Annotated in this window: 24 protein-coding genes; 13 read left to right on the forward strand and 11 right to left on the reverse strand. The window is 71.4% G+C overall.

Translation table 11 applies throughout. The annotated features are described in order from the left end of the window. Positions 1-73: 73 nt before the first annotated feature. Complete coding sequence (locus J2W45_RS01295) at positions 74-1054, reverse strand: ROK family protein (protein WP_310128348.1); 981 nt, start codon at positions 1052-1054, stop codon at positions 74-76. Between the two features lie 90 nt (positions 1055-1144). Here J2W45_RS01295 and J2W45_RS01300 point away from each other — a divergent pair, with 90 nt between their 5' ends. The 5 genes from J2W45_RS01300 to J2W45_RS01320 all read left to right on the forward strand — a co-directional run bounded on the left by J2W45_RS01300 (position 1145) and on the right by J2W45_RS01320 (position 6583). Further along, positions 1145-2149, forward strand: a complete 1005-nt coding sequence (locus tag J2W45_RS01300; protein WP_310128350.1) for a sugar-binding transcriptional regulator — start codon at positions 1145-1147, stop codon at positions 2147-2149. Positions 2150-2162: 13 nt separating this feature from the next. Further along, positions 2163-3212 (forward strand): deoxyribose-phosphate aldolase, encoded by a 1050-nt coding sequence (deoC, locus tag J2W45_RS01305; RefSeq protein ID WP_310128352.1) that lies wholly within the window; start codon positions 2163-2165, stop codon positions 3210-3212. Between the two features lie 35 nt (positions 3213-3247). Continuing rightward, on the forward strand, positions 3248-4759 hold the full coding sequence (locus J2W45_RS01310) for an aldehyde dehydrogenase family protein (protein WP_310128354.1): 1512 nt from the start codon (positions 3248-3250) through the stop codon (positions 4757-4759). Beyond that, complete coding sequence (locus J2W45_RS01315) at positions 4756-5616, forward strand: aldehyde dehydrogenase family protein (RefSeq protein WP_310128356.1); 861 nt, start codon at positions 4756-4758, stop codon at positions 5614-5616. The genes J2W45_RS01310 and J2W45_RS01315 overlap by 4 nt, the downstream gene beginning before the upstream one ends. 373 nt (positions 5617-5989) lie before the next feature. After that, positions 5990-6583, forward strand: a complete 594-nt coding sequence (locus J2W45_RS01320; RefSeq protein ID WP_310128358.1) for an SGNH/GDSL hydrolase family protein — start codon at positions 5990-5992, stop codon at positions 6581-6583. Between the two features lie 117 nt (positions 6584-6700). Here the strand turns inward: J2W45_RS01320 and J2W45_RS01325 are convergent, their stop codons facing one another. From J2W45_RS01325 to J2W45_RS01335, 3 genes are read right to left on the reverse strand one after another with little or no spacing between them, the layout of a single operon-like run. Then, entirely contained in the window at positions 6701-8071 is a 1371-nt protein-coding gene (locus tag J2W45_RS01325; protein WP_396427048.1) for a M20/M25/M40 family metallo-hydrolase, read from the reverse strand. Further along, positions 8068-8601 (reverse strand): O-acetyl-ADP-ribose deacetylase, encoded by a 534-nt coding sequence (locus J2W45_RS01330; RefSeq protein WP_396427049.1) that lies wholly within the window; start codon positions 8599-8601, stop codon positions 8068-8070. The genes J2W45_RS01325 and J2W45_RS01330 overlap by 4 nt, the downstream gene beginning before the upstream one ends. A gap of 8 nt (positions 8602-8609) precedes the next feature. Next, the gene (locus tag J2W45_RS01335; protein WP_310134853.1) at positions 8610-8888 is read right to left on the reverse strand and encodes a metal-sensitive transcriptional regulator; all 279 of its coding nucleotides are present in this window, start codon (positions 8886-8888) and stop codon (positions 8610-8612) included. Between the two features lie 193 nt (positions 8889-9081). Here J2W45_RS01335 and J2W45_RS01340 point away from each other — a divergent pair, with 193 nt between their 5' ends. Beyond that, positions 9082-9510, forward strand: a complete 429-nt coding sequence (locus tag J2W45_RS01340; RefSeq protein ID WP_310128362.1) for an RbsD/FucU domain-containing protein — start codon at positions 9082-9084, stop codon at positions 9508-9510. Between the two features lie 131 nt (positions 9511-9641). Here the strand turns inward: J2W45_RS01340 and J2W45_RS01345 are convergent, their stop codons facing one another. Together J2W45_RS01345 and J2W45_RS01350 are read right to left on the reverse strand one after the other, a co-directional pair. Next, positions 9642-10898, reverse strand: coding sequence for an arginine deiminase (locus J2W45_RS01345; protein ID WP_310128363.1), 1257 nt, complete (start codon positions 10896-10898; stop codon positions 9642-9644). A 21-nt stretch (positions 10899-10919) separates the two neighbouring features. Beyond that, positions 10920-12371 (reverse strand): basic amino acid/polyamine antiporter, encoded by a 1452-nt coding sequence (locus tag J2W45_RS01350; RefSeq protein WP_310128364.1) that lies wholly within the window; start codon positions 12369-12371, stop codon positions 10920-10922. Positions 12372-12549: 178 nt separating this feature from the next. On the opposite strand from J2W45_RS01350, the gene J2W45_RS01355 reads away from it, so the two are divergent. Next, positions 12550-12897 carry a DUF6804 family protein gene (locus J2W45_RS01355; protein ID WP_310128367.1) on the forward strand — a complete coding sequence of 116 codons (348 nt, stop codon included), beginning with the start codon at positions 12550-12552 and terminating at the stop codon, positions 12895-12897. 169 nt (positions 12898-13066) lie between these two features. Further along, the gene (locus J2W45_RS01360; RefSeq protein ID WP_310128369.1) at positions 13067-15226 is read left to right on the forward strand and encodes a DEAD/DEAH box helicase; all 2160 of its coding nucleotides are present in this window, start codon (positions 13067-13069) and stop codon (positions 15224-15226) included. A gap of 47 nt (positions 15227-15273) precedes the next feature. Here J2W45_RS01360 and J2W45_RS01365 read toward each other — a convergent pair whose 3' ends face one another. Then, a complete protein-coding gene (locus tag J2W45_RS01365) occupies positions 15274-15459 on the reverse strand; it encodes a hypothetical protein (protein ID WP_310128370.1) in 186 nt (61 codons plus the stop codon). Between the two features lie 28 nt (positions 15460-15487). Beyond that, entirely contained in the window at positions 15488-15910 is a 423-nt protein-coding gene (locus J2W45_RS01370; protein WP_310128371.1) for a DUF3224 domain-containing protein, read from the reverse strand. Between the two features lie 76 nt (positions 15911-15986). Here J2W45_RS01370 and J2W45_RS01375 point away from each other — a divergent pair, with 76 nt between their 5' ends. The 4 genes from J2W45_RS01375 to J2W45_RS01390 all read left to right on the forward strand — a co-directional run bounded on the left by J2W45_RS01375 (position 15987) and on the right by J2W45_RS01390 (position 19213). Then, positions 15987-16601 carry a CYTH domain-containing protein gene (locus J2W45_RS01375; protein WP_310128373.1) on the forward strand — a complete coding sequence of 205 codons (615 nt, stop codon included), beginning with the start codon at positions 15987-15989 and terminating at the stop codon, positions 16599-16601. A gap of 96 nt (positions 16602-16697) precedes the next feature. Then, entirely contained in the window at positions 16698-17726 is a 1029-nt protein-coding gene (locus J2W45_RS01380) for a 6-phosphofructokinase (RefSeq protein WP_310128375.1), read from the forward strand. Between the two features lie 117 nt (positions 17727-17843). After that, the gene (locus tag J2W45_RS01385; protein WP_310128378.1) at positions 17844-18767 is read left to right on the forward strand and encodes an NADP-dependent oxidoreductase; all 924 of its coding nucleotides are present in this window, start codon (positions 17844-17846) and stop codon (positions 18765-18767) included. Between the two features lie 38 nt (positions 18768-18805). Next, positions 18806-19213, forward strand: coding sequence for a cupin domain-containing protein (locus J2W45_RS01390; RefSeq protein ID WP_310128380.1), 408 nt, complete (start codon positions 18806-18808; stop codon positions 19211-19213). A 66-nt stretch (positions 19214-19279) separates the two neighbouring features. Here the strand turns inward: J2W45_RS01390 and J2W45_RS01395 are convergent, their stop codons facing one another. Both J2W45_RS01395 and J2W45_RS01400 read right to left on the reverse strand, forming a co-directional pair. Beyond that, positions 19280-20614, reverse strand: a complete 1335-nt coding sequence (locus J2W45_RS01395) for an alpha-hydroxy-acid oxidizing protein (protein WP_310128382.1) — start codon at positions 20612-20614, stop codon at positions 19280-19282. A 30-nt stretch (positions 20615-20644) separates the two neighbouring features. Next, positions 20645-21295, reverse strand: coding sequence for a LysR family transcriptional regulator substrate-binding protein (locus J2W45_RS01400; RefSeq protein ID WP_310128384.1), 651 nt, complete (start codon positions 21293-21295; stop codon positions 20645-20647). Between the two features lie 33 nt (positions 21296-21328). Between J2W45_RS01400 and J2W45_RS01405 the strand changes: the two genes are divergently transcribed. Continuing rightward, on the forward strand, positions 21329-21727 hold the full coding sequence (locus J2W45_RS01405) for a DUF5997 family protein (protein ID WP_310128386.1): 399 nt from the start codon (positions 21329-21331) through the stop codon (positions 21725-21727). Here the strand turns inward: J2W45_RS01405 and J2W45_RS01410 are convergent. Then, complete coding sequence (locus tag J2W45_RS01410) at positions 21724-22146, reverse strand: DUF1622 domain-containing protein (RefSeq protein WP_310128387.1); 423 nt, start codon at positions 22144-22146, stop codon at positions 21724-21726. The two genes, J2W45_RS01405 and J2W45_RS01410, sit on opposite strands and share 4 nt — an antisense overlap. Positions 22147-22164: the final 18 nt, after the last annotated feature.

Consider the following 22164-nt stretch of genomic DNA (forward strand, 5'->3'; position numbering starts at 1 on the left):
CCTCCCCACCATCGCTTCCTCACTTCCTCCGCGATTTCAGTCCCGAAACGCGGACTAAGTGAGGAACAGATGGCTAGGGGAGGAGGTGGGCGCGGTGGATGAGGGCGGCGGCTCCGATGAGGGGGCCCTCGGACGAGAGGGCGGAGGGGACGATGCGGACCTTGCGCACGAACGGGAAGTAGTGGTGCTCGATCACGGTGCGCATGTGGTCGAAGAGGTCGGGCGTCGAGTGCGAGAAGCCGCCGCCGATCGCCACCAGCTCCAGGTCGAGCAGTGCCGTCGCCGACGCGATCGCGCGTCCGACCGCCTCGCCGGTGCGGGCGATCGCCTCGCGGGCGACGAGGTCGCCGGCGGCGTAGGCGGCGGCCAGCTCCTCGCCGGTCGCGCCCTCGAAGCCGTGCTGGCGCGCCCACGCCACGGTGTGCGGGCCGGAGGCCATCGCCTCCAGCGCGTACGGGTTGCCGAAGGTGTCCTCACCCCGCAGTGCTTTTCCGCCGAAGGTGGCGCCGACCTCGACGTGGCCGATGTGGCCGGCGTTGCCGGTCGGACCGGTGATCACGCGGCCGCCGACGATGAGGCCGCCGCCGATGCCGGTCGAGATGACCATCCCCATGACATTGTCGACGCCCTGCGCGGCGCCCACCCAGTGCTCCGCCATCGTGATGGCGACGCCGTCCATCTCGAGCACCACCGGCACGTCGAGCCCGAGTTCGGCGGCGACCGAGGCGACGTAGTCGCGCATCGGGTAGTCGCGCCAGTGCGGGACGTTCAGCGGCGACACGAGCCCCCGCGCGCGGTCGATCGGTCCGGCGCTGCCGATGCCGACGCCGACGATCCGCGCCCCGTCCGGGAGGGATGCCGCGGCCGCGCGCACGACGCCGCCGACCGAGTCCTCCAGCTCCGGGACGGTGGCGTTCCGTCCGGTCGGGCGGCGGTGGCGGGAGCCCTCGACGAGGCGGCCGTCGGTGTCGACGAGGGCGGCCTCGACCTTCGTCCCGCCGAAGTCGACGGCGAGGGCGTAGGCGCGGGCGGAGGCGGTGGGGTCTGTGGGCACGACCCAACGATAAACGAAACGCGCTGTGCTCATTTGAGCAGCTACCACGCACATGTTGCTCGTGTGCGCGACGCTTCCTAAGCTGGACGGGTGGCCCTGAACGATTCCGACGAGATCCTCGCCGTCAAAGCCGCAGAGCTCTACTACGAGGCCGGCAAGACGCAGGACGAGATCGGCGTCGCGCTCAACGTGTCCCGCTGGAAGGTGGGGCGGCTGCTGGTCGCGGCGCGCGAGCACGGCTTCGTCCGCATCGAGATCGTGCACCCGAGCGCCCGCCGCTTCTCGCTGGAGCGCGAGCTGTGCGGCTTCTACGGGCTGACCGACGCGGTGGTCGTCCCCGCGGCCGACTCCGACGCCGAAGTCCAGGGACGTGTCGCACAGGCCGCCGCCGACTACCTGACGACCCTCCGCCCCGTGCCGCGCACGCTCGGCGTCAGCTGGGGCCGCACCCTGCACGCCGTGGCCGCGCGCCTCCGCCCGGGCTGGGCCGTCGGCGTCAACCCGGTCCAGATCAACGGGAGCGTGTCGTCCACCCGGCAGGCCACCGCCGCCGCCGACACCGCCGTCGTCATCGCGCGCAAGGCGCAGGGCACCGCGACACTCCTGCCCAGCCCCGCGATCTTCGAGCACGCCGCCACCCGCCGCGCCATCGAGGCCGACCGCTCGGTGCAGAGCGTCCTCGAGCTCGCCCGCAGCGCCAACGCGTACCTGTTCAGCGCCGGCGTCGTCGACACCAGCTCGGTGCACGTGGACTCCGGCTACCTGTCCGTCGAGGATGTGTCCGCGCTCGCCGAGAAGGGCGCCGTCGGCGACGTGGTCGGCCGCTTCATCACGGACGACGGCCAGGTCGCCGACCCCGAGCTCAACTCGCGCACGCTGGGGCTCAGCCTCGACGAGCTGCGCGGCGCCCGCACCTCCATCGCCGTGATCGCCGGCGAGGCCAAGCACCGCGTGGCGCACGCCGTCGTCGCCAGCGGGCTGTGCACCATCCTGATCACCGACGAGGCGACCGCCAACGACCTGCTCGGCCGTTCCGCTCTGTCGGGACAGCCCGCGCCCACCGCTGCGACCGATTCGGCCGCGGCCCGGAACTGAACCCGGCACCACCATGGAGGAACACGTGACCATCGAGACAACGCCGCCCGTGCGCACCCTCGCGCCCGCGGCCCGGGCCGTCGAGGTGCTCGGCGGCGACCTGACGGAGGGCTCCCTCCGCCGCTACCTGGGCGGCATCCCGGGTGTGGATGCGGTGGGCCTGGAGCAGCGCGCCGCCGGCCTCGGCACCCGCTCCATCAAGACGACCAGCAAGAAGTGGGCGCTCGACACCGTCATCGAGCTGATCGACCTGACGACGCTCGAGGGCGCGGATACGCCCGGCAAGGTGCGCTCGCTGGTGGCGAAGGCACTGGTGCCGGATGCGTCCGACCCGTCGACCCCGCGGCCCGCCGCGGTGTGCGTGTACGGCGACATGGTCCCGTACGCGGTCGAGGCGCTGGGCGCCGCCCACGCCGGTGCCGTGCGTCGCGCCGGAGGCGATGGCGGCATCAACGTCGCGGCTGTCGCGACCGCGTTCCCGAGCGGACGCGCATCCCTCAAGGTCAAGCTCGCCGACACGGCGGACGCCGTGGCCGCCGGCGCGGACGAGATCGACATGGTCATCGACCGCGGCGCCTTCCTGTCCGGCCGCTACGGGCAGGTGTTCGACGAGATCGTCGCCGTCAAGGAGGCGTGCCGCCGCGAAGACGGCACCTACGCGCACCTGAAGGTGATCCTGGAGACCGGCGAGCTGAACACGTACGACAACGTGCGCCGGGCATCCTGGCTGAGCATCCTGGCCGGCGGCGACTTCATCAAGACCTCCACCGGCAAGGTGTCGCCCGCGGCCACGCTGCCGGTGACGCTGCTGATGCTGGAGGTCGTGCGCGACTGGCACCGGCTGACGGGCGAGGAGATCGGTGTGAAGCCCGCCGGCGGCATCCGCTCCTCCAAGGACGCCATCAAGTACCTGGTCACCGTCGCCGAGACGGTCGGCGAGCACTGGCTGCAGCCGCACCTGTTCCGGTTCGGCGCGTCCAGCCTCCTCAACGACGTGCTGCTGCAGCGGCAGAAGCTGGCCACCGGCCACTACTCCGGCGCCGACTACGTGACGATCGACTGAACGACCCCGAGCCTGACAGACAGAGAGCTGACACCATGAGTTTCCTCGAATACGCCCCGGCTCCCGAGTCGCGGTCGATCCTGAACCTGCGCGACGAGTACGGGCTGTTCATCGACGGCGAGTTCGTCGCCGGGCACGGCACGCCGTTCCAGACCATCTCCCCGGCGACGGAGGAGCGGCTGGCGACCATCGCGACCGCCGACGCCTCCGACGTCGACACCGCCGTCGCGGCGGCCCGCCGCGCCTACGACCGCGTCTGGTCGCGGATGAGCGGCTCCGACCGCGGCAAGTACCTGTTCCGCATCGCGCGCCTCATCCAGGAGCGGTCGCGCGAGCTGGCCGTCGCCGAGAGCCTCGACAACGGCAAGCCGATCAAGGAGAGCCGGGATGTGGATGTCCCGCTCGTCGCCGCCTGGTTCTTCTACTACGCGGGATGGGCGGACAAGCTCGAGCACGCCGGCCTCGGCCCCGCGCCCCGCGCGCTCGGCGTCGCCGCGCAGGTGATTCCGTGGAACTTCCCGCTGCTCATGCTCGCGTGGAAGATCGCGCCGGCGCTCGCCGCGGGCAACACGGTCGTCCTGAAGCCGGCCGAGACCACTCCGCTCACCGCGCTGCTGTTCGCCGAGATCGTGCAGCAGGCCGACCTGCCCGCCGGTGTCGTCAACATCGTCACCGGCGCGGGGGAGACCGGCCGCGAGCTGGTCGCGCACCCGGACGTGAACAAGGTCGCCTTCACCGGCTCGACCGCGGTCGGTCGCGAGATCGCGCGCAGCGTCGCCGGAACCCAGAAGAAGCTCACGCTGGAGCTCGGCGGCAAGGCGGCGAACATCGTCTTCGACGACGCGCCCATCGACCAGGCGATCGAAGGGATCGTCAACGGCATCTTCTTCAACCAGGGACACGTCTGCTGCGCGGGCAGCCGTCTGCTGGTGCAGGAGAGCATCCACGACGAGGTCGTCGACCGGCTCAAGCGCCGCCTGTCGACGCTCCGCCTGGGCGACCCGCTCGACAAGAACACGGACATCGGCGCGATCAACAGCGGCGAGCAGCTGCAGCGCATCCGCGAGCTCTCCGACATCGGCGAGGCGGAGGGAGCCGAGCGCTGGACCGCCGACTGCGCCATCCCGGAGAACGGGTTCTGGTTCGCGCCGACGATCTTCGACAACGTCTCGACCAGCCACCGCATCGCCCGCGAGGAGGTGTTCGGCCCGGTGCTCTCGGTGCTGACGTTCCGCACGCCCGCCGAGGCCATCGCCAAGGCGAACAACACGCCCTACGGTCTGTCGGCCGGCATCTGGTCGGACAAGGGCAGCCGCATCCTCGCCGTCGCCGACAAGCTCCGCGCGGGCGTCGTCTGGGCGAACACCTTCAACCGCTTCGACCCGGCCAGCCCGTTCGGCGGCTACAAGGAGTCCGGCTACGGCCGCGAGGGCGGCCGCCACGGCCTGGGCGCCTACCTCGTGCCCGGCCGTTCCGTGCCCGCCGCCGGCTCGCTCACGTCGCGCATCCCCTCCGTCCGCCCGGCCCGCAAGGGAGTCACCAAATGAGCCGCCTGGCCGTCCCCAAGACCTACAAGCTCTACATCGGCGGGAAGTTCCCGCGCAGCGAGTCCGGCCGCACCTACGAGGTCGTCTCGTCGAAGGGCGCCTTCCTCGCGAACGCCGCCAAGGCGTCCCGCAAGGATGCGCGGGATGCGGTCGTCGCCGCCCGCGCGGCGGTGTCCGGCTGGTCCGGCGCCACGGCGTACAACCGCGGGCAGGTGCTGTACCGCATCGCCGAGCTGCTGGAAGGCCGCCGGGCGCAGTTCGTCGACGAGATCCAGAAGGCGGAGGGCGTCTCGGCGTCGGCCGCCACGGCGCAGGTGGACGAGGCGATCGACCGCTGGGTCTGGTACGCGGGATGGGCGGACAAGTTCGCGCAGGTCGCGGGCAACGCCAACCCCGTCGCCGGGCCGTACTTCAACATCTCGGTGCCCGAGCCGACCGGGGTCGTCGCCATCGTGGCGCCGCAGGACTCGAGCCTGCTCGGCTTCGTCAGCGCCGTGGCGCCGGCGCTGGTCGCGGGCAACACGGTCGTCGTGATCGCGAGCGAGCGGTTCCCGCTCTCGGCGATCAGCCTCAGCGAGGTGCTCGCGACGAGCGACGTCCCGGGCGGTGTGGTCAACATCCTCACCGGCTCGCCGGCGGAGATCGCGCCGTGGCTCGCCTCCCACGCCGACGTCAACGCGCTCGACCTGGTCGGCGCGGGCGACCTCGACTGGGTGGACCTGCAGATCGCGGCGGCGGAGACGCTCAAGCGCGTGCTCACCCCCGAGAACGGACCGGACGCCGCGGCGCCCTCGCTCGACCGCATCGCGTTCTTCACCGAGACGAAGACGGTCTGGCACACGAAGTCGCTGCTGTAGGCGCGCTGCTCCGCCCGCCGCCCGCTTCCGTCGGAGATCCGCGACCGTACGTCGGAGATCCGAGCGATTCCGGCCGGAAAGTCCTTACGCAGAGCGCTGTGTCGGAGATTCGAGACCACTTTTCCGACGGAAGCACCGGGTGGCGGCGCCCCTGCACCCTTCGGCACCGAGACGAACGTCGGAGATTCGCGACGGTGCGTCGGAGGTTCAAGCGAATCCGCCCGCGAAATCCTTACGCAGAGCGCTGCGTCGGAGATCCCAGACCACTTCTCCGACGGTAGCTCGCGCGCTTCCCGCAGCTGCGGCTGCTCGCCCCGTTCCTTCCCCTCCGTGCGGTTGTGGGGGAGGATGGGGGTGACGAGGGAGGCTGAGGATGGCGGACGAGTGGAGACCGGAGCGCGGTGACCTGGCCCTCGTCGGAGACAGCCTGACGCAGAACGGCGACTGGGATGCGCTCCTCCCCGGCGAGTCCGTCCGCAACTTCGGCATGGCGGGCGACACCACCGACGACGTCATCGCACGCCTCGGCGACGTGATGGATGCGCGGCCCGCCACGATCGCCCTCCTCATTGGCACCAACGACCTGGCCTGGCGCCGGTCCGTCGAGCACGTCGTGCGGAACATCGAGACCATGCTGGTGACGCTTCGCAAGGAGCTGCCCGACACGCGCATCCTGGCCCAGTCGGTGATGCCGCGCGGGCGCGAGTTCGCCGACCAGATCCGCGACATCAACCGCCACCTGTGGCAGTTCGCGCCGAGCGCGCACGCCGGCTGGCTCGACCTCTGGCCCGCGCTGGCGCTGGAAGACGGCGAACTGAACCCGGTCTACACCGAGGACCGCCTGCACCTGAACGCCGAGGGCTACCGCGCCTGGGCCGGCGAGCTGGCTCCCGCTCTCGAGCGCATCCGCGAGCTCCCCCCGAACAGCCGCGCGATCACCCTCCCCGACCTCGGCGGCGCCGCCTAGCCCCCTCCGGCCACCGTCGAGTACACGAAAAGTGCACGCGACGCGCCGCTGGAGCGTGCACTTTTCGTGTACTCGACGGAGGGCGAAGACCCGGGGAGACCGGAGACCGGGGGCGGGTCAGGAGTGGCGGAGGAGGTGCGCGTAGACGTCGATGCCGCGCAGCCAGGTGGCGACGTGGATGCGCTCGTCGCGCGCGTGCAGCGCGGCCCGCTCGCCGGCGCTCAGCTCGAACGGGGTGAACCGGTACACCGCCTCGCAGATCCCGGTGAAGTGGCGGCTGTCGCTCGCTCCGAGCATGACGTACGGCGTCACGACGGCCCGCGGATGCACGGACCGGATGGATGCGGCCAGCCGCTCCCACTGCGGTCCCTCGCACGGCGAGACGGGCGACGGCTCGCTGGCGTCGAGCGCCTCGACCCGCACGGCGTCGTCGCGGATCGCCCGGCGCAGGTGGTCCAGCGTCTCGGCGACCGACGAACCGACGGCGATGCGGGTGTTGACGATCGCCTCCGCCGTCTCGGGCAGCGCGTTCGCCGCGAGGCTGCCGCGCAGCTGCGTCACGGCCGTCGTGGTGCGCACGATCGCGCGCGTCTCGTCGCTGAGCCGACCGAAGACGGCGACGAGCAGCGGCCGCAGCCGCCGGGCCCGGGTGAACACCGCGCGCAGCGGGCCGCTGGCGTGGGCGCCCAGCGTCTCCACCATCCGCAGGTTCGTCTCGCTGAGCCGCGCGGGGAACGGGCGCCCCGCGATGCGCGTGATGGCGCGCGCCAGGCGGACCGTCGCGGTCATCCGCGGGGGAGTGGAGGCGTGGCCGCCGTCCTGCTCCACGACCAGCCGGACGCTCGTGATGCCCTTCTCGCTGACGCCGACCACCGCGATGGGCGCGCTGACGCCGGGGAAGATGCGCTCGACCACCGCTCCGCCCTCGTCCAGCACGAGCGCCGGGCGGATGCCGCGCTCCCGCAGCAGCTCCGCGATCGCCCGGGCGCCGGACCCGACGGTCTCCTCGTCGTGGCCGAAGCTCAGGTAGACGTCGTTCTCGGGCTGGAAGCCGCTCACGACCAGCCGCTCGACCGCCTCGAGGATGGCGACCAGCGCCCCCTTGTCGTCGATCGCTCCGCGGCCCCACAGCAGTCGCTCCTCGCCGGCGCCGGTGACGGCGGCCTCGAACGGTGGATGCGTCCATCCCTCGTCGGTCGCCGGTACCACGTCGTAGTGGGCCATCAGGACGCTCGGGGCGCCGTCGGCGCGCCCGCGCCAGCGGTAGAGCAGCGAGTGCCCGTGACGCTCCCGCTCGAGCGCCGAGTGGAGCGCCGGGTAGAGCCGGGGCAGGGCGTCGATGAAGCGCTCGAACGCCTCCCAGTCGGTCTCCTCGACGGCGTTCCGGGACATCGTGGGGATGCGCACCAGCGCCCGGAACCGCTCCAGCGCCTCCTCGGGCCGGTCGGCCACCCGGTCGGGCGCTCCGTCCGTCACCTCGGCCGTCATTCGCCGGCCGCCGCGCGGAACGCGGCCAGCGCGTCGTCGTTGAACAGCACGAAGCGCACGTGCTCGACCGACCCGACACCCGACGAGAGCACGGCGCGCACCGTGCTGACGGCGATCCGGGCGGCGTCCTCGAGCGGCCAGCCGTACACGCCGGCCGAGATCGCGGGGAACGCCATCGTCCGCGCGCCCAGCTCGCGCGCGACGCGCACCGACGAGCGGTAGGCGTTCTGCAGGAGCGGCGTGCGGTCCTCGCTCGCCGACCACACCGGACCGACCGTATGGATGACCCAGGTCGCGGGCAGGTCGCCGGCGGTCGTGGCGACGGCCTGGCCGGTGGGGAGCCCGTCGGGCAGTGTCGTCGCCCGCAGCTCGCGCGTCGCCTCGAGGATCGCCGGTCCACCGCGTCGGTGGATGGCGCCGTCGACCCCTCCGCCGCCGAGCAGGGAGGAGTTGGCCGCGTTCACGATCGCATCGACCCGCTCGTCGGTGATGTCGCCGCGGACGATGGTGATCAGTTCTTCTCCGGTCACGATCGGCCTCAGCCCCGGTTGTTCGAGAGCTCGTACACCTTGAGCAGCTCGGCGATCGCGTCGTCGCGTGCGCTCCCGCCCTCCTCGAACATCTCGGAGACGTGGGTCTTCAGGTGGTTCTCGACCAGCAGCTTGTTGAGCGAGCCGAGCGACTTCTGGATGGCGAGGGACTGGGTGAGGATGTCGACGCAGTAGTCCTCGTTCTCGATCATCTTCTCGAGTCCCCGGAGCTGGCCCTCCAGGATGCGCGTCCGATGCAGCGCGCGCTTCTTGATGTCTGCGATCACCTCCCCAGGATAGGCCCGCTGGGCGCATACCCCGAGGGGGTAGCTGCCGCTGGTCTCTGTGCACCGTGGCCGCCGCTCGGCGGGGTGCGTCAACAGTACTCCCCCCTAATGGGGGGGTAGGGGTGGACATACCGCTGGGTCTATCCTCCAGGGAGGGGTTGAGAAATATTCGTTTAACAGGAAAGGCCCGACTTTGCTGAAGAACCTCAGCCCGCTGCTGTCCGGCGCGCTCCTGAGCGCGCTCGACGCCATGAGAGATGGCGAGACGCTGACCCTCGTGGGCAGCGGCTACCCGGAAGATCAGATCACCGCACCCGTCATCCACCTGGGTGACGACGTCACGACAGAGGCCGCCGCCGAGGCGATCCTCTCCGTGTTCCCGCTCGACCAGGACGACGCGTCGCCCATCGTGTTCCTCGACCTCGCCGACGAACCCTACGACGTACCCGACGTCGCGTTCGCGGTGAACGGGATCGCGTCCGACGCCGAACTCCGCCGAGTCCCCATGACCCGACTCGAGCTCGAGCCTTTCCTCGAGCTCGCCCGCGATTCCGCCGTCACCGTGCGTGTCGGCGCCGACGCGCCGCCGTGCGCGTTCCTGCTCCGCCGGGGAGCGCTGTAACCCACAGCCTCCCCACCACCCACACAGCACCCTGCACCACCACGTCGCCCGTCCGGCCGGAGAGTGAGGTCTCCGTCACCGGGCGGGCGCACCACGTCTGGCGTGGTCCCGCGAGGCGCCGCCCGGGCCGTTCAGAACTCGACAGGGTCCCGGATGATCGGGCAGGTCATGCAGTGCCCGCCCCCGCGACCGCGGCCGAGCTCGGCTCCCGCGATCGGGATGACCTCGACGCCCGCCTTGCGGAGGAGGGCGTTCGTCGCGGTGTTCCTGTCGTAGGCGTAGACCACACCGGGGCGCAGGGCGACCGCGTTGTTGCCGCTGTCCCACTGCTGGCGTTCGGACTCGTAGTTGTCGCCGGCCGTCTCGACGACGTGGAGCCGGGGCAGTCCGAGCGCTTCCGCGACCACGTCGACGAACGCGCGGCTCCCGTGGTCGATGACGCTGAGTCCGGGCGCCGCGTCCTCGGGCACGAGTGTGAAGGTGTGGACGGCATCCATGATCGCCGGATAGAGCGTGACGATGTCGCGATCGGCGAAGGTGAACACCGTGTCCAGGTGCATCGCCGCACGCAGCTTGGGCATCCCGGCCACGATCACCTGCGTAGCGGCGCCCTGGGCGAACAAGGCGGCCGCTGCCTGCGTGATCGCGTGCCGTGAGGTCCGCTCGCTCATCCCGATGAGCACCACGCCGTTGCCGACCGGCATGACGTCTCCGCCCTCCAGGGTCGCCTGCGCCCAGTCGGTCTCCGGGTCGCCCCACCAGACGGTGGCGTCGCGGAAGTCGGGGTGGAAGCGGTAGACGGCTTTCATGAGGAGGGTCTCGTCGTGGCGCGCCGGCCAGTACAGCGGGTTGAGGGTGACGCCGCCGTAGATCCAGCACGTCGTGTCCCGGGTGTAGAGGGTGTTCGGCAGGGGAGGCATGAGGTACTCGCGGACGCCGGTGGATTCGCGCGCGAGCGCTACATAGCCGGTGCGGTGGTCCTCGGGTAGGTCCGACGTGGCGAGGCCGCCGATGAGGTACCCGGCGAGCTCGGCCGGCGGCAGGGCGTCGAGGTACGCGCGGGTGCCCTCGATCAGGCCGAGGCCGACCTCGCCCGCGACGATCTTGCGGTCGAGCAGCCACGACTTCGCCTCGGGATCGGCCATCGTCTCGGCGAGGAGGCCGTGCAACTCCACAACCTCGACGTCGTTCGCCCGGAGGTCGGCGACGAACGCGGCATGGTCTTCGATCGCCTTGTCCACCCACATCACGTCGTCGAACAGGAGATCGTCGGCGTTGCTCGGGGTCAGCCGGCGATGGGCGAGACCGGGCGAGCAGACGAGCACCTTCCGCAGCTGCCCGACTTCCGAGTGGACGCCGTAGCGCGGCATCGTGGACGTATCCGTCATGGTTCCTCCTTGGTGAGACGGTCAGAGGGTGATCCAGCCGGCGGCCAGCGCCACGATCCCGGTGACCGCCCCGATCAGGGCGACCGCGAGGATGACCAGCTCACGGCCGGAGAAGACGCGCCGCCCCTGCTCGCGACGGGCCATGACGAACAGGATCGTCGCGGGCGCGTAGATGATGAACGAGAGCAGCACGAAGGTGACGCCTGCGGCGAAGATCAGGTAGGCCGTGTAGATCGTCGCCAGGATCGCGATGGCGGTCTCCCGGCCGCGGCCGCGCGGCGCGTCCTCGTACGACTCCTTCGTGATGACGAGCTTCATGGCGTAGCACGCCACCAGGAAGAACGGGATGAGCGTCAGAGCGCTGGTCAGGTCGAGCGCCAGGTTGAACGCATCGTGGGAGAAGTAGGTGATCACCAGGATGACCTGCACGAAGATCGCCGTCATCAGCAGAGCGGGCACGGGGACGTCGGCGCTGTTGGAGCGCGCCAGGAAGCGCGGCATGTCGTCGTCCTTTGCGGCGACGAACAGCACCTCCGCCGCCATCAGCGACCAGGCGAGGTAGGCGCCGAGCACGGAGACCACCAGCCCGACGCTCACGAACCAGGCGCCCCACGGCCCGACGGCGGCGGCGAGGACGCCGGCCATCGAGGGCTGCCGCAGCTGCGCGATCTCGCCCATGGGCAGGATTCCGTACGACACGATGGTGACCGACGCGAAGATCGCGAAGACGCTGACGAAGCCGAGGATGGTGGCCCTGCCGACGTCGGCGCGGCGTTTCGCGTGACGGGAGTACACGCTCGCCCCCTCGACGCCGAGGAAGACGAACACGGTCACCAGCATCGTGCCGGTGACCTGATCGAACAGGGAGCCCGCGTAGTCGGCCCCCGCCCAGTTCTCGGCGAACACCTGCGGCTTGAGCACGAACAGGCAGAGCAGGATGAAGACCACGATCGGCACGAGTTTGGCCACGGTCACGATGCGGTTGATGACGGCGGCCTCTTTGATGCCGCGGCGGATCAGGAAGAAGAAACCCCACAGCCCGAGCGATGAGATCCCGATGGCGAGGAGACTGTCGCCGTCGCCCAGCGCCGGAAGCACCGCGCCGATGGTCGACATGATGAAGACCCAGTAGAACACCAGCCCCATCCCGGCGCTGGCCCAGTACCCGATCGCCGAGAAGAAGCCCAGGAACTGCCCGAAACCGGCCTTCGCGTAGGCGTAGACGCCGGCGTCGAGCTCCGGTTTCCGGTTCGCCAGCATCTGGAAGACGAACGCCAGCATGAGCATCCCGACGCCGGCGATCGACCAGGCGATCAGCGACCCGGCGACGCCCGTCTCCTGCGCGAACCGGCGGGGGAGCGAGAACACCCCGGCTCCCACCATCGACCCGACGACCATCCCGGTCATCGTGAGCATCGTGAGCTTGACCGCGGGCGCGGCCGCCTGCTGCGGTGCGTGGTCCGTTCTCGTCATCGACCCTCCCCAGGGGTGCGCCGCGCCGAGGGGCGGATGGATCGGCTCCGCACTCGACGCGTTTCGACGCGCACAGTCAAACCCGCCGAGCGTGAGCCTGGCAAGCACTGATTTCGACGGCTCCCGGCGTCGGCCGGCGAAGCGTACCGGGCGGGCGCACCACGTAGAGTGGTCCTTCGTGTCGAGACCACACACGCCGCAGCAGCCCGCCTTCAACCGCGCCGCGCTGGCGCCCGGGCTCCTCGGGGCGATCGTGCTGCTGGCCGGCCTCGCACTGGTCGGCGGCGAGTGGTACCTCTACGTGCGGTACGCGGTCAGCATCCTCGCGCTCATCCTGTGCGTGTTCGCCGGGCAGGCCAAGCAGTGGTGGTGGCTGGCCGGCCTCATCCCCGTCGCCGTCGTCTGGAACCCGGTCTGGCCGCTGCCGCTGAGCGACGCGGTGGTGCAGGGTCTGTCGTTCGCCGGCGTCGTGCTGTTCGTCGCCGCGGCGGTCACGATCAAGATCCCCGCCGACACTCGTCGCTGAACGGCTCCACACCCGGTAGAATGGGTGCTGCGCGGCCATCTCGTGCCGCGCTCCCGGCGTCACCCGCGTGAGCCCGGTCCACTCGGTACCGGTCCTCCCGCCCCCGCCGGCCTCACGACCACACGGCGTCGCGTCCTCCGACAGCGCGCGACGCCTCCTCTGGAGGACCATGTCTCGTTCCGGTCAGCGCACCAGCCCGACCAGGCCGCAGCAGCGGAAGAACCGGCACGCCAACAACGACGGGCTGATCCCCGTGCTCGCGCGCAAGGTGCGCGAGGTGGAGGCGAAGGCCGCCGACGGCAAGAAGCTCGGCCCGACGAACCGCACCAAGTTCCAGGTCATCGCCTTCCTCATGCGCGAGGAGCGCGCGCGGGCGAAGTCCGACCCCGACCTGAGCGACGCCGCCCGCGCCGAGCAGCTGAAGCGCCTCGACGGCATCGCGACCATCCTGGCCAAGACGGCCGCGCGAGACACGTCGCTCATCTCGCTGCTCGAGAGCGAGTCGCCGTCGAGCGCCACCGCCCAGAAGATGCGCCGGGACTGGCTGCTCGAGTCGGGCACGGAGCTGTCGCCGGACGACCTCATCATCACGATCGAGCGTCCCGTCGCCAAGCAGGACAGCGTCATCCCGCCGGAGCTCGCCGAGAAGCAGGTCGTGCCTCCGTCGGTGAAGGCGCGCCAGCTCTCCAACCCGTTCCTCGCCCCCGACCTCTCGCGGCTGACGCCGTCGGCTCCCACTCCGCGGCGCCGCCTCGACTCGTGGGAGCTGCTCGGTCCGCTGTTCAAGTCGTTCGAGTACGGCGCGGGCGGCCAGGCGGCCAGCATGGACCTCCCTCCCGCACCGTTGATCGACCGCTACTCGCCGCACGATATGGAGCTGATGCACCACCAGTCGCGCTTCATCGAGAGCGTCCGGCTGGGGCACCGCAGCTTCCTGCTCGCCGACGAGCCGGGCCTCGGCAAGACCGCGCAGTCGGTGCTCGCCGCCTCCGTCGCCGGCGCGTATCCGCTGCTGGCCGTCGTGCCCAACGTCGTCAAGATGAACTGGGCGCGCGAGGTCGAGCGATGGACGCCGATGCGCCGGGCGACCGTCATCCACGGCGACGGGGAGGGCCTCGACGCCTTCGCCGACGTCGTGATCGTCAACTACGAGGTGCTGGACCGTCACCTCTCCTGGCTGAGCACCCTCGGCTTCAAGGGGATGGTCGTCGACGAGGCGCACTTCATCAAGAACCTGCACTCGCAGCGGTCGCGGCTCGTGCTCGGACTGGCGGACGCCATCCGTCAGGCCACGCCCGACCCGCTGATGATCGCGCTCACCGGTACGCCGCTGATCAACGACATCGACGACTTCAAGGCGATCTGGCAGTTCCTCGGCTGGATCGACGGCAACAAGCCGACCGCGCAGCTGATGGAGCACCTGGAGGAGACGGGGCTCACCCCGGCCGACTTCGGCTTCTACGCGGCCGCCCGCGAGGCGGTCATCGACATGGGCATCGTGCGCCGCCGCAAGATCGACGTCGCCGCAGACCTGCCCAGCCGCCGTGTCGTCGACCTGCCGGTCGAACTCGACGACGAGCTGGGCCGCTCCGTCCGTCAGGCCGAGAAGGAGCTCGCCGCCCGCCTCGTCGCCCGCTACCACCGAGCCGCAGCGGCCGGTCGTCCCGACTCCTTCGACGGGGACGACGAGGCGCACCGCCGCCACCTCATCCGCCTGGTCGCCCAGTCGGAGCTCGAGGAGGCGAAGTCGTCGAAGACCGGCGACAACGTGTTCACGATGGTCCGCAAGATCGGTCAGGCCAAGGCCGGGCTCGCGTCCGACTACACCGCGCAGCTGGCGCGCTCGGTCGGCAAGGTCGTCTTTTTCGCGAAGCACATCGACGTGATGGATGCTGCTGAGGAGGCGTTCGCAGCCCGGGATCTGAAGACCATCTCGATCCGCGGCGACCAGTCCGCCCTCGCCCGCCAGAAGGAGATCGACGCCTTCAACAACGATCCCGACGTGGCGGTCGCGGTGTGCTCGCTGACCGCGGCGGGCGTCGGACTCAACCTGCAGGCCGCATCCAACGTCGTGCTCGCAGAGCTGTCGTGGACGGCGGCCGAGCAGACCCAGGCGATCGACCGGGTGCACCGCATCGGTCAGGAGGAGCCGGTCACCGCGTGGCGGATCATCGCCGCGCAGACCATCGACGCGAAGATCGCCGAGCTGATCGACGCCAAGCAGGGACTCGCGGCGCGGGCCCTCGACGGCAGCGACGTCGAACTCGGCTCGGCGGACTCGGTGCAGCTGGACGCGTTGATCACCCTGCTGGAGGACGCGCTGGGCTGAGGCCGCCCGTCGCGGTCACCGCCGGCGGTCGCCGTCGGCGTCGCCGCTCAGGCGATCTCGGCGTCGTCCGGGTCGAGCGGAACCGGCCGGTCGTCGTCCGGAAGCAGCTCATCGTCCTCGTCGTCGACCACGGGCAGGTCCTCCGGGTCGTGCACCACCGGCTCCGGCTCGTAGTCGGTCTCCTGCGCCTCGCGGAAATCGTCGAGGTCCTCGTCACCTCTGGGGTCGCTCATGCCCTGAGGGTACCGCCGCTGGGGCCGGTCAGGAAGGCCGGTCTCCGTCGACCTCGAACACGAAGAACGGGCCGCGCTCGTCGTGCTCGATGCGGGCGCGCCCGCTGAACGCCACGAAGTCCCCGGTGCCCGTCCCCGGCACGATGTAGCCGAACGCCGACGCGTCCGAGGGATGCTGCAGCGCGCCGTGGTGGACGGTCACCGAGCCGGTCCTCCCGTCGTCGAGGCGTCCGCTGATCCGCTCCGCGGCGAGGTAGCCGCGGCCGCCCTCCTCGGTGCCCGACGAGATGAAATGCGCGACCGACTCGCCGACGAGTCCCTCGGTGTAGGTCTTGCGCATGACGACGGCTCCGAGCCAGTCGCCCGGGTCGCCGCCGAGTCCCAGTCCCGGGAGGTCCGCGGGCTCCCATCCGGTCACGTCGAAGCGGGCGATGATGGTCTCAGCTGTCATGCGTTCACCGTAGACCGGGCGCAGGCCGCCCATCTTGTAATTTCGCGACAGGGGAATTCTGGGCTAGACAGGGGATATGCCCCATCACTCCCAGGTCGAGATCGAGCGGAAGTACGACGTCGACGCTGAGGCGCAGCACCCCCAGCTCGTCGGCGTGGGCGCGGTCGCCGTCCAGGGCGAGCCCGAGCGGCACGAGCTGGTCGCCACGTACTTCGACACGGCCGACCTGACCCTGGCCCAGCACCGCACAGCCGTGCGCGTGCGCCGCGGCGGCCACGACGCCGGGTGGCACGTCAAGCTGCCGGCGGACGAGGGCCGCACCGAGCTCCACTGGCCGCTGACCGACGGCGACGAGCCGCCCGCCGAACTGCGGGAGCAGCTGCGCGACCTGATCGGCGACCGGCCCCTCCAGCCGATCGCCCGGGTCACCAACCAGCGCGACAGCGTGCTGCTGCAGGATGCGGCCGGTTTCGAGCTCGCCGAGCTGACCGACGACCACGTGCGCAGCGAGAACCTGCGCTCGGGCGGCACGCAGGAGTGGCGCGAGTGGGAGGTGGAGCTCCTCGCCGGGGCGCCGGACACGCGCGAGCGCCGCACGGCCCTGCTCGACGAGATCGAGGAGCGGCTGCTCGCCGCCGGAGCGCGTCCGTCCGCCAGCTCGTCGAAGCTGCAGCGGGCGCTCGGGCTCTGATCCGCCTACCACTGCACGCGGCTTCTCGTCCAGTGCGATTTTGTGCAGCCCGGTCGGGGCGGGCATGATTCAAGCACGCACGAGAAACGGAGCAGCATGAAGATCGGCATCCTCACCAGCGGCGGCGACTGCCCGGGACTGAACGCGGTCATCCGGGGCGCGGTCCTGAAGGGCGATCGCGTCCACCACTCCGAGTTCGCCGGTTTCCGCTACGGCTGGCGCGGAGTGGTCGAGGGTGACATCATGCCGCTCGACCGCCACAGCGTCCGCGGGCTGTCCCGCCAGGGCGGCACCATCCTCGGCTCCAGCCGCACCAACCCGTTCGAAGGCGAGAAGGGCGGCCCGGAGAACATCCAGCGGATGATGGATGAGAACGGCATCGACGCCATCATCGCCATCGGCGGCGAGGGCACGCTGACCGCTGCACGCCGTCTCACCGACGCCGGCCTCAAGATCGTCGGCGTCCCGAAGACCATCGACAACGACCTGGCGGCGACCGACTACTCGTTCGGCTTCGACACCGCCGTGGAGATCGCCACGGAGGCGATCGACCGCCTCCGCACGACCGCCGAGTCGCACCAGCGCTGCATGGTCGTGGAGGTCATGGGCCGCCACGTCGGCTGGATCGCCCTGCACTCGGGCATGGCGGGCGGCGCGCACGCCATCCTCATCCCGGAGCAGCCTCAGTCGATCGAGCAGATCTGCGAGTGGGTGGAGTCGGTCCGCGACCGCGGACGCGCCCCGGTCATCGTCGTGTCCGAGGGCTTCCACCTCGACACGATGGAGGAGGCGCACTCCCACAAGGGACTCGACGCGTTCAACCGTCCCCGCCTCGGCGGCATCGGCGAGATGCTCGCCCCGATGATCGAGGAGCGCACCGGCATCGAGTCGCGCGCGACCGTCCTCGGCCACATGCAGCGCGGCGGCGTCCCCAGCGCCTACGACCGCGTGCTCGCGACCCGCCTCGGCATGGCGGCGGTGGATGCGGTATACGAGGGCCGCTGGGGCTCGATGGTGTCGCTGCGCGGCACGGACGTCGTCAACGTCTCGATCGCCGACGCGACCGGCGGGCTCAAGACCGTTCCGGACGCGCGCTACGAGGAGGCGGCGCTGCTCTTCGGCTGAGCGCTGCTTCCGGTCGGCCCGCCGCCGCTTCCGGTCGGCTGAGCGTCCGGTGCACTCCGTGCCTTTCGGCGGCGGTCGGGGCTAGGCTCCCTCCTACCAGAGGGAAGGAGCCCGTCCGTGCCGCGTTTCGTCCAGTTCGAGGAGTTCGGTTCCCGCGACTACCTGCACGTGGTCGAGCGGGAGAGGCCGTGGCCGGGCCCCGGTCAGATCCTGGTGCGCGTGATGGCGGCCGGGCTGAACCCGTCGGACTACAAGGCGTATCGCGATGAGCGGGCGGCCGCCCGGAGCGGCGTCACGCTGCCGAGCGGGATCGGCTCGGACTTCTCCGGCTTCGTCGAGGAGCTCGGCGAGGGCGTCACCCGGTTCGAGCTGGGCCAGGCGGTGCTGGGCACCGCGCCGTTCGCCGCGATCGCCGACTTCGTCGTGGTGCCGGAGGACGGCCAGGTGATCCTGAAGCCGGACGCGCTCACGTTCGAGGTCGCCGGGTCGCTCGGCGTCGCAGGACGCACGGCCATGGCGAGCGTCCGCTCCCTCGACCTGCACGAACGCGACACGGTGCTGGTCAGCGCCGCCGCGGGCGGCGTCGGCGTGCTGGCCGCGCAGCTGGCCGTGCGCGCGGGCGCCACCGTCATCGGGACGGCGAGCGAGGAGAACCACGAGTTCCTGGAGTCCCTCGGCGTCATCCCGGTCGCCTACGGCGAGGGGCTCGCCGACCGTGTGCGCGACGTTCTGGACGACGACCGGGTCACGGCCGTGCTCGACAACCACGGACCGGACACCATCGACGCCGCGCTGGAGCTGGGGGTGCCCATCGAGCGGGTGAACTCGATCGCCGTCTTCGGGCCCGCCGCGCGCGGCGCGAAGAACGTCGGAGGGCACTCCGCCGGCAACGACGAGCTGGCCGAACTCGCCGACCTGCTGGCCGAGAACGAGCTCGTGCTGCCCATCGACTCCATCTACCCGATCGAGCGGACGGTCGAAGCGTTCGGGCGGCTGGAGGGCGGCCACGTGCGCGGCAAGGTCGTCGTCGTCACCGACTGAAGTCCGGCCGGCGCACCCGGCCGGCGAGAGGAGCATCCATGATCGCAGAGGACATCGCCCGCCAGCTGCGGGCCGCGGGGCTGCGCTGGCAGCCGGCGTCGGGGGACACCTTCGCCATCGACCGCCCGGGTATGGAGGGGGAACGGTTCACGGTCAGCGAGATGACCATCGAACCGCACCACTTCGACACCGGCACGATCCTCGGCTTCAACGGCACCACGGAGTGGGCGCTGGACTCGCTCGCCGTCGAGGACGCGCTGTGGATCCCCCGCGAGGATCAGCTGCGCGAGCTGCTCGGCGGCAGCTTCCGGCACCTGGCCCGCACTCCGGACGGCTACCGCGTGACCGTGTTCTTCGGCGACCAGGAGCGGATGTTCGAGCACGACGACGCGGCGACCGCCTACGCGCAGGCGCTGCTGTCGCTGATCGGAGCGTCGGTCTCGTAGCGGCCGTCTCGTAGCGGGCGTCTCGTAGCGGGCGTCTGGTAGCGGCCGTCTCGTAGCGTCGGGCGCTCAGCGGCCGCCGGCGAGCACGGACGTCCCGGTCCCGGAGGGCGCGAGCACCGACGGGTCGAGGTCCGCGACGCGGCGGACGCCCGCCAGCCCGAGGGTGATGTCCAGCTCGGCGATCGTGTTGCGGAGCAGCTCGCGCACGCCCTCCTCGCCCGCGAGCGCCAGCGCGTAGACGTACGGGCGCCCGATCGCCACGGCCCTCGCGCCGAGGGCGAGGGCGACCAGCGCATCCGACCCGCCGCGGATGCCGCTGTCGAAGAGCACGGGGATGCGGCCGGCGACGGCGTCGACCACGCCGGGCAGCGCATCCAGCGCCCCGACCTCCCCGTCGATCTGCCGACCGCCGTGCGTGGAGACCTGCACCGCATCCACCCCGGCGTCGACCGCGCGCCGGGCGTCGTCCGGATGGAGCACGCCCTTGAGCACGATCGGCAGCCGGGTGCGCTCGCGCAGGAAGGCGAGATCGTCCCAGGTCAGGGACGGGTCGGCGAACACGTCAAGGAAGGTCTCCACCGCGGCGAGCGGCTCGCCCGAACGCAGCTTCTCGCGCAGCGGTCCCGGGTGGTGGCGCAGGATGCTCGCGAAAGACGCGAGCGCCGCCGGCGTCGGCGTGGTGGCCGGGCCACCGCCGGGGCGATCGCTGGTCCGCTTCCGCGTGGCCCGCTCGCGGACGAGCCCCTGGAACACCGGATCGCTCGTGTACTGCGCGATGCCGAGACCGCGGCTGAACGGCAGGTAGCCGAGCGCCAGGTCGCGCGGCCGCCAGCCGAGCACGTGCGTGTCGAGGGTGACGACGATCGCCTCGCAGCCGGCGCGCTCCGCCCGCTCGACCAGGCTCGCGACGAGCTCGCGCGACGAGCTCCAGTACAGCTGGAACCAGCGCGACGCCCCGGGAGCCGCCGCATCCATCGCCGCCGCCACCTCCTCCATCGGCTGCGACGCCTGCGTGGACAGCATGGCCGGCACCCCGAGGCGCGCGGCGGCACGGGCCGCGGCGGCGTCCCCGCCGCGACGGGCGAGCTCCAGCACGCCGATCGGAGCGAGGAGCAGGGGAGTGGGACGGCGCACGCCGAACAGGTCCACAGAGAGGTCGCGCGACGACACGTCCCGCAGCACCCGCGCCACGATGCGGCGACGCCGGAACGCGTCGAGGTCGGCGTCGGCGGTGCGCTCCAGTCCGGCGGACCCGGCGACGTAGGCGAACGCCGCGCGGCTCATCCGGCGCTGCGCCGCCCGCTCCAGCTGGGCGAACCCGACGGGGATGCGTGGGCGCCGTCCCGCGACACCGGCGCGGTAGATCTCGGATTGGGCATCACGTCCGGCGCTCGTGGTCATGTCCCCATCATGCTCCCGGGCGCCCGCTTGTCAGCGGCGGCGCGGGCGCTTGCGCGTCGTGGGCGTCGCCTTCGGCGCCCGGGCGGCCGCCTTGCGGGCCGCGGGCGCCTTGCGGCCGCTGTCGGCGGCTTCGCGCGCCGCGACCTCGGGATTGCGCGAGCTGTGCGCGGTGCGCCCGCGCACGATGCCGATGAACTCGTCGACCAGGGGATGCTGCCCCTCGCGGGGCCAGGTCAGGCCGATGCGGCTCTGCGGGGCGTCCGCGACCCGGAGCGCGACGACGTCACGCCGCCGCAGCGCCTTCGCCACCGAGGCGGGCAACAGGGCGACGCCGTCGCCCGCGGCGACGCTCCGCATCAGCGCCTCCGACGGCTCGCCCTCGACCCGCGGCTCGTCCGCGAGGTCGGCCAGGTGCAGCTCCTCCTCCTCGAGCGTGAGCAGGTGTTCGTGGTGCAGGACCACGACGACGTCCTCCGCGTAGAGCGGGATCAGGTGCCGCTCGTCGTCCGGCTCCGCATCGCGCGCGAAGACCATGTCCGCCTCACCGGTCGCGAGGGCCGCCAGCGGGTCGGTGTTCGGCCGCGCCACCAGCTCCACGTCGGGGAAGCGCTGCTCGAAGGTGCGCGTCCACTTGCCCGGGGCGACACCCAGCGGGAAGGCGATGGCGAAACGGGAGGACACGAGTCGAGGGTAGCGAACGGTAGCCTGGGGGACATGAAGGCGCAGACCATGAAAGCGGCCACAGCGGCCAAGAAGCTCGGCATCTACCTGCCGGCGGCGCCCGACGACTTCCGCGATCGCGAGATCAGCCGCACCGAACTGGACGAGCTGACCGCGAACCCGCCGGAGTGGCTGCGCGCTCTCCGGGCAGACGGCCCGCACCCGCGCGACGTGGTCGCGCGCAAGCTCGGCGTCTCCAACTCTGGCCTCGCCCGCGGCGGCGTGACGGAGGCGCTCACCACTGCCGAGATCAAGGCGCTGCTGGAGGACCCGCCGCAGTGGCTCGTCGACGAGCGCGCGACGCAGGCGGCGGTCCGTGCCGAGAACGCACGGGTCAAGCAGCGCGACGCCGAGCGCGCCGCGCGCCGTGCCGCCGACGGCGACCGGGCCTAGAGACCGGTCGTCTCGGTCCCGTCCGGTGAACGGGTCGCGTTCTTCGCCGCCCGCGCGATCGTCTGCGGTCCGGTGACCAGCGCCCGCCGCCACGGGGCGACGCCGTCGATCTCCACCTGCAGCGAGAAGCTCAGGATGGTGCGGATCAGCACGATGATGCCGAGCACGAACGCGTCGGTCAGCGACGGCGTCGACGTGACGGTCTTCACGAGGTCCGCCGCGACCAGGATCTCGAGGCCCAGCAGGATGACGCCGCCGAAGCTCTCGCGCAGCGTCCGGAACGCCGCCGTCCCGCTCCGCTGACGCACCCAGGCGACGAGCGCCAGCGCGACGGCCACGATCAGGCCGACCGCCATCGCGGCCACCCCGACGAACTCGAACACCGTGCCGGTCGTCTCGAAGAAGGGGTGCGCATCCATGCGCTCATCGTGCCACGT

Origin of the sequence: Leifsonia shinshuensis (genome assembly GCF_031456835.1) — a bacterium.
Taxonomy (GTDB): domain Bacteria; phylum Actinomycetota; class Actinomycetes; order Actinomycetales; family Microbacteriaceae; genus Leifsonia; species Leifsonia shinshuensis_C.

Excerpts from the sequence above, each read along its gene's own strand:
- deoC (WP_310128352.1), top strand. The coding sequence starts at position 2,163 with ATGGAGGAACACGTGACCATCGAGACAACGCCGCCCGTGCGCACCCTC.
- J2W45_RS01350 (WP_310128364.1), bottom strand. The coding sequence starts at position 12,371 with ATGACGAGAACGGACCACGCACCGCAGCAGGCGGCCGCGCCCGCGGTC.
- J2W45_RS01370 (WP_310128371.1), bottom strand. The coding sequence starts at position 15,910 with ATGACAGCTGAGACCATCATCGCCCGCTTCGACGTGACCGGATGGGAG.
- J2W45_RS01410 (WP_310128387.1), bottom strand. The coding sequence starts at position 22,146 with ATGGATGCGCACCCCTTCTTCGAGACGACCGGCACGGTGTTCGAGTTC.
- J2W45_RS01390 (WP_310128380.1), top strand. The coding sequence starts at position 18,806 with ATGATCGCAGAGGACATCGCCCGCCAGCTGCGGGCCGCGGGGCTGCGC.
- J2W45_RS01380 (WP_310128375.1), top strand. The coding sequence starts at position 16,698 with ATGAAGATCGGCATCCTCACCAGCGGCGGCGACTGCCCGGGACTGAAC.
- J2W45_RS01395 (WP_310128382.1), bottom strand. The coding sequence starts at position 20,614 with ATGACCACGAGCGCCGGACGTGATGCCCAATCCGAGATCTACCGCGCC.
- J2W45_RS01315 (WP_310128356.1), top strand. The coding sequence starts at position 4,756 with ATGAGCCGCCTGGCCGTCCCCAAGACCTACAAGCTCTACATCGGCGGG.
- J2W45_RS01325 (WP_396427048.1), bottom strand. The coding sequence starts at position 8,071 with ATGACGGCCGAGGTGACGGACGGAGCGCCCGACCGGGTGGCCGACCGG.
- J2W45_RS01375 (WP_310128373.1), top strand. The coding sequence starts at position 15,987 with ATGCCCCATCACTCCCAGGTCGAGATCGAGCGGAAGTACGACGTCGAC.
- J2W45_RS01405 (WP_310128386.1), top strand. The coding sequence starts at position 21,329 with ATGAAGGCGCAGACCATGAAAGCGGCCACAGCGGCCAAGAAGCTCGGC.
- J2W45_RS01365 (WP_310128370.1), bottom strand. The coding sequence starts at position 15,459 with ATGAGCGACCCCAGAGGTGACGAGGACCTCGACGATTTCCGCGAGGCG.
- J2W45_RS01360 (WP_310128369.1), top strand. The coding sequence starts at position 13,067 with ATGTCTCGTTCCGGTCAGCGCACCAGCCCGACCAGGCCGCAGCAGCGG.
- J2W45_RS01345 (WP_310128363.1), bottom strand. The coding sequence starts at position 10,898 with ATGACGGATACGTCCACGATGCCGCGCTACGGCGTCCACTCGGAAGTC.
- J2W45_RS01320 (WP_310128358.1), top strand. The coding sequence starts at position 5,990 with ATGGCGGACGAGTGGAGACCGGAGCGCGGTGACCTGGCCCTCGTCGGA.
- J2W45_RS01310 (WP_310128354.1), top strand. The coding sequence starts at position 3,248 with ATGAGTTTCCTCGAATACGCCCCGGCTCCCGAGTCGCGGTCGATCCTG.